Genomic DNA, 4,705 nt, shown 5'->3' with positions numbered 1-4,705 from the left:
ATAACTCGGTGCAACTCGGTACCGCCAGCACGCTTCGGTACGACACGGCCAGCCCTCTCGCTTCACATAACTGTGACTGACAGTAATCTCCATCAGGTGCCTCGGACTCGCGAACGCTTGAGCGCGACACGTTCCGTGCTGCTGGTCGTCTCCCTGGTGACATGGCTGATCGCCGCGCTCTCGACCACGGCGGCGGCCGCTCCCGATCCCATACCGGCACCGGCACCGGCACCGGCACTGCGGCCAGCCAGCCCGAACCTCCTCGGTGGTCCGGTGCTGGCGAGCGCCGGCGTGGTGGTCGGTTCGCGAGCCTCTTCCCCGCCCCCCGACACCACCGCCGCAAGTTGGCTCATCGCCGACGCCGACAGCGGCGCCGTCCTCGCGGCCCGGGACGCCCACGGTCCCCACCTGCCGGCGAGCACGCTCAAGATCCTAACTGCGCTCGCCGTGCTGCCGCGGCTGTCGCCTGCTCAGGAGGTGACGATCAGTACTGCGGCCGCGTCGGTTGACGGAACGCGGGTGGGTCTCGTCCCCGGCATGACCTACACGGTCGCGGAACTCGCCACAGCAATGATCGTCGCCAGCGGTAACGACGCGGCCGTAGCACTCGCCGAAGCCGCCGGTGGGGCTGACGCCACGGTCGTGCTGATGAACCGGACCGCGGCCGAACTGAACGCACGCGACACAACGGCAGGGGATCCAAGTGGCCTGGACGCACCCGGGCAGACGACATCAGCATACGATCTTGCATTGCTGGGCCGGGCCGCGCTCGCCAATCCCATCGTCCGCAGGTTCCTGACCATCCCACGGGCGACCGTCCGCGGCCGGGACGGCAAGTCGTTCGAGATCCAGAACCACAATGACCTGCTCGCCTCGTATCCGGGAACGATCGGCGTCAAGAACGGATACACCGCCGCGGCGGGCGCCACCTACATCGGCGCGGTCCGGCGCGGCGGCCACACTCTCATCCTCACGATGCTGCGGGCAGCCCCGGCATATGCCAAGGAGGCCCGGCCGCTGCTCGACTGGGGATTCGCGAACGTCGACACAATCGCTCCGGTCGGACACCTTGTCGTCAAGAGCGACGAAACGCGCGGCCTCGCGATGGCTCCGGACGGATCAACCGTGGACGGTCTGGGACCGCTGGCCACCGCCGATGCTGGCACGGGAACCGGAGGCCGGCATGACACCGGCGCGCACGATTATGCTCGAAGGCAGTCACAACGGCGAGATATCGGCGACCACGGGATAGGACCAGCCACCTGGATCGCTATCGCGATCACACTGATATTCGGACTTTTCACTCTACGTAGGCGACTTTCGCGTCGGCACCTTTTCCCGAACAGCGACGCGTTCCCGAACATTGACGCACTGCCCGGTATGGCAGCCCGACCGCCCGTTCCCACAGCACACCTCCTGCGCTCGGGAAACGTCTCCACATCCCGCGTGCGGCTCGTGCCTCATCGACGAGGTGGCGGCGAGGACGGCACCCCAACACCCGGGCTGCGTGTCGGGACCGGCGGTGGCCCGTCATCAGCTGCCTCCCCGGCTGGAACGTCGGCACCGGCTGGCACAGCGGCACCGGCTGGAACGTCGGCACCGGCTGGAACAGCGGTACCCGACGGTGGTACATCGGACGAGTAGGGCGCGGTCACCGTCCACGCCGCTACCAGCAACGTCCAACGCATCATGATATTGATCCAGATCAACAATCCGACAATCACCGCGAACGTCCCGTAGACGGGGTTTCTCGTGGTCATGCCGACCAGCGCGGTCGCGAGAACCTTGAGCACCTCCACCCCGATCGCGCCGAACAGCGCGCCCGCCAGCGCACGGCGATGGTCGGTGATCCGCGGGAGCCAGACAAACAGGCAGCGGAAGAGTGCCACGTCCAGGGCCAGCGCGACGACGACAGCAAGTATCGAGGTCAGCGCTGTCGCCGCAGTGCTGCCAGCGAGCCCAATCCAGTGCAGAAACGTCCCCGAGACCGACGTGGCAACGCTGGTCACCGCAATCGACGCGAAGCTGATGAGACCGAGCCCGGCAAGGACGCCGATGTCCTTCACTCGGCGGATCACGACGTTTCCGACCTCCACGTCCTGATGCCACATGATTCTGATCGCGTCCCGCAGCGCGTCGATCCATGCCAGCCCGGCCAGCAGCAGACCGACCAGGCCGATCAGGCCGACACCGACCTTCGCGTTGCCGATACTGGCGATGTCCAGCTTGTCCGCAAGCCCCGGTAGATAACTGTTGATCTGCTTGGTCAGCTCCTGCCGAACATCCGGATAGGCGTCAACCACGAAACCTGCGATCGAGAAGGCGAGTGCGACCAACGGGAAGAACGAGAGGAAGGCAAAGTACGTCGCGGCAGCTGAAAGTCGGTCGCCGCCGTCCTCGGTGTACCGGTGGTAGGCGCGCAGCACATGGTCGATGAAGGGCCGCCGACGGCGCACGGCACCGGCTGCACCGGATGCCTTCCGCGCTCCGGAACGGAGCGCACTGATCGGGTTGTCCACCGGACCTAACTACCCATCAAGGACGTCCCTGTCACGGCCGATTCCACCCCGCGGCCGCCGGCTATCCGTCCGTTTTCGCCAGATTCCATACTCTACCGGGCCGCGGTCTATCCGGGCCGCGGGCGGCTCCCCAAGCCACGGAGACGGGTCCGTCGGCACCGCCGGCGAGGGCCCCGAGGCCGTCGCCGGCGGTGCCTGCCCACACCAGAGAACCAGAAAACGCCTATCCGCCCACCTCGGCTTCGCCACCAACCGGCGGATTGAGAGGAGTTTCCGAAGCGCCCGCGAACGCAGCCTGCTGAGCCAGTTCCCAATCCTTGGGGAACTCGATCGCTACGCGCCCCAGAGTGCCGCCGTCGGTCGTCGGGAAGCAGACCCCGGACATGTACGCGGACTCGTCGCAGGCCAGGAAGAGCGCGGCGTAGGCGTTGTCGAGCAGGTTCGGGGGACGCCGCAGCTTCAGGGGCATCGGAGCGTAGTCCGGGTTCCAGGGACCGGCCACCTCTTCGTAGGACCTGCCGAGCACCTCAGCGTCCGGCGGGAGCCCGAAATTCACGGACATACCGTGGGTCGGGCAAATCGCGTTGACCCGTATGCCGTAGCCGCCGAGGTCGAACGCGGCGCCCCGGACGAGCGCGTTCACCCCGCCCTTGCTCGCGGTGTAGATCGTGAACCTCGGGTACGCCGCCAGCGACGACGCCGACGATGTGACCACGATCGTCCCACCGCCCTGTGTCTTCATCGCCCTGGCCGCGTACTTGATGGAGAAGAAGACTCCCTTGAGATTGGTATCGTGGACGTGCGTCCAGCTCTCCTCGGTGGTGTCCTCGAGCGCGACAGTGCCCTGGCCCGGCACCGTGACCCCGGCATTGGCGAACATGACGTCGAGGCGGCCGAAATGCTCGACGGCGGTGGCGACTGCAGCGGCGACCTCACTTTCCACCGTGACGTCGGTTCGGCACGCCAACGCCCGACCGCCGCGCTCACCGATCAGGCTCGCGACGTCCTTTGCCCGTTGTTCGATGATGTCGGTGACGACGACCGTGGCGCCTTCACGAGAGAACAGCAGAGCGCTCTCCCGTCCTAACCCGGACCCGGCGCCGGTGATGACGACGACCTTGTCTTCAAGCCTCACCTGTACTCCTCGTCAAAAGTGGAAGCAGTCTTTCGGATAGCGAGATCGCGCGCTCGGGACACGCCTCCGTCCCATCGCGTGCCTGCTGCTCAAGAGCCGTAGGCACGCAGCGTTCCCAATATGGCAGTAGCCGGAATCGTCGCGCCCGTAGACGTCCGACCCGTAGACGTCCGACCCGTAGACGTCCGACCCGTAGGCGTCCGACCCGTAGGCGTTGCAGCAAGCCGTGTCCGAGGTACAGCGAAGGATCAACCTGCACATCGATCATGCCCTGGCCTCGCTCTCAGCCGAAGTACTGCTCCCGCCGTGGGGATGTCGCACACATCACAGTGAACAAATGATCATCTAGTGTCAAGATATCGTTGCTATCTAATTTGATCGGTGGACGTCGGCCCCGGCGGATGGGCCGTCGTCGGTCATCATGGTTGAGTGACCCAGGACTCCCGGTCCCGACGCAGCTCGGCGACTGTCCGCTCGCTGGTCCTGGGCGCCGCTCGGGAGCTCTTCGACGAGCACGGCTACGAACACGTCACCACCCGGGAGATAGCCGCCCGTGCCGGCGTGACCCAGGCGCTGGTGTTCCGACATTTCGGCACAAAGGCCAACCTCTTCGTCGAGGCTGTTTACCGACCGTTCTACGACTTCGTGGCCGAGTACGTGCGGCGATGGATCGAGCACGGGCACGGCGCCAGGAGCGCCGAGCAGACCACCCGGGACTTCGTCGGCGGCCTCTACCTTCTGCTCATCGATAACCACAAACTGTTGCTGGCGCTACCCGGAGGGCCGAGCGGAGGTTCACCCGAACTTCGCACCCGCGCCGGCGCCTTTCTCCAGGAGGTCTTCGACAAGCTGGAACGGGAGATCGAGGCCGAAGTGGCCGTGCTCGACGCCCCCGTGGTCGACGTGGCGCTGTCCGTTCGGTTCACCGTAGCGCTCGTCTACGGCGCCACCGTGTTGGACGACATGCTGTTTCCCGCCGGCCGACAGCACCCGACCAGAGCGCGCCTGGTCGAGGAAATGGCCGGGTTCGTGATTCGCGGCTCCGGCTCCG

At 66.2% G+C, this 4,705-nt stretch carries 3 protein-coding genes and 1 pseudogene; 2 read left to right on the top strand and 2 right to left on the bottom strand.

From position 1 onward, the window contains the following. Positions 1-72 precede the first annotated feature (72 nt). Positions 73-975, top strand: a pseudogene (locus tag U9980_RS00565) (D-alanyl-D-alanine carboxypeptidase family protein); the annotation flags it as partial. A gap of 485 nt (positions 976-1,460) precedes the next feature. On the opposite strand, the gene U9980_RS00560 reads toward U9980_RS00565, so the two are convergent. Continuing rightward, the gene (locus tag U9980_RS00560) at positions 1,461-2,456 is read right to left on the bottom strand and encodes a YihY/virulence factor BrkB family protein (protein ID WP_322766212.1); all 996 of its coding nucleotides are present in this window, start codon (positions 2,454-2,456) and stop codon (positions 1,461-1,463) included. Positions 2,457-2,742: 286 nt separating this feature from the next. Continuing rightward, positions 2,743-3,654: an SDR family NAD(P)-dependent oxidoreductase gene (locus U9980_RS00555; RefSeq protein WP_322766211.1), complete on the bottom strand. Its 912-nt coding sequence runs from the start codon at positions 3,652-3,654 to the stop codon at positions 2,743-2,745. Positions 3,655-4,083: 429 nt separating this feature from the next. Between U9980_RS00555 and U9980_RS00550 the strand changes: the two genes are divergently transcribed. Continuing rightward, the coding region (locus tag U9980_RS00550) for a helix-turn-helix domain-containing protein (protein WP_322766210.1) at positions 4,084-4,705 on the top strand (622 nt) is incomplete at its 3' end.

Source organism: Protofrankia sp. Cr1, assembly GCF_963555865.1.
Classification (GTDB): Bacteria; Actinomycetota; Actinomycetes; order Frankiales; family Frankiaceae; genus Protofrankia.
The sequence above is the reverse complement of the archived record's forward strand: the minus strand, read 5'-3'. Positions and strand labels throughout refer to the sequence as shown.